The 609-nt window shown below is 54.7% G+C and carries 1 protein-coding gene; it reads right to left on the bottom strand.

Going from position 1 to position 609, the window contains the following annotated elements:
• Positions 1–609: hypothetical protein (locus AC1RPR_RS08020; RefSeq protein WP_481763439.1), on the bottom strand; the 609-nt coding region annotated here is incomplete at both ends.

Here is a 609-nt window from a genome sequence, read left to right as displayed (position 1 = left end):
ATCATGCGACGCAAAACCTTCAGTTCCAGTTTCTTGCCCTCGAACGGCTTGGGTTCACGCGGCAGCTCCAGCATTTCCTTGTGCGCTTTGGCCAGAGCACGAAACTTTTTCTGATTCTTGACGAGACAGCTCTGTTCTTTCTCAAGCTCTGCGAGGCGGACTTCTGCACGGGTTTGCGCGGCCCGCGCCTTTCGGTAGGCCTCGTACTGTGCGTGCTGCTTCAGCTTCTGCTGAGCGGCCTTGAGGCGTTTCTTGAGCGTTGCCGGGTCCTTAATCTTCACCGCCTGCCCGCAAGACTCGCACTTGCCCTCTGCGAACTTCTCTGCATGTTCGAGCTGATGCTCATAGACCCGAACCAAGGTTTCCAGATCAGCTTCTTCCTCTTCAGGCTTATCCGCCTTTTCCGGCAATTCGGATTCTGCCTCTTCGCGAACGCTTTCTATTTCAAGTTCGACACGCTTGAGTGCGAGTCTGGCTTCTGTATACGCCGTGTACGCGTTCTTTGCCATCTCGGCCGCAAGCTCTCGGCCGTTCTCTTCGATCAGGTTCTGCGTGACCTCACTCAGCTCTGCATACGCCTCGTTGTATCGGGCGTTATTCTTTTTATAC

The organism is Dellaglioa sp. CoH-57-MRSF-22, assembly GCF_056781895.1.
Note: the sequence above shows the minus strand (reverse complement) of the source record. Positions and strands in the feature narration are given on the sequence as shown.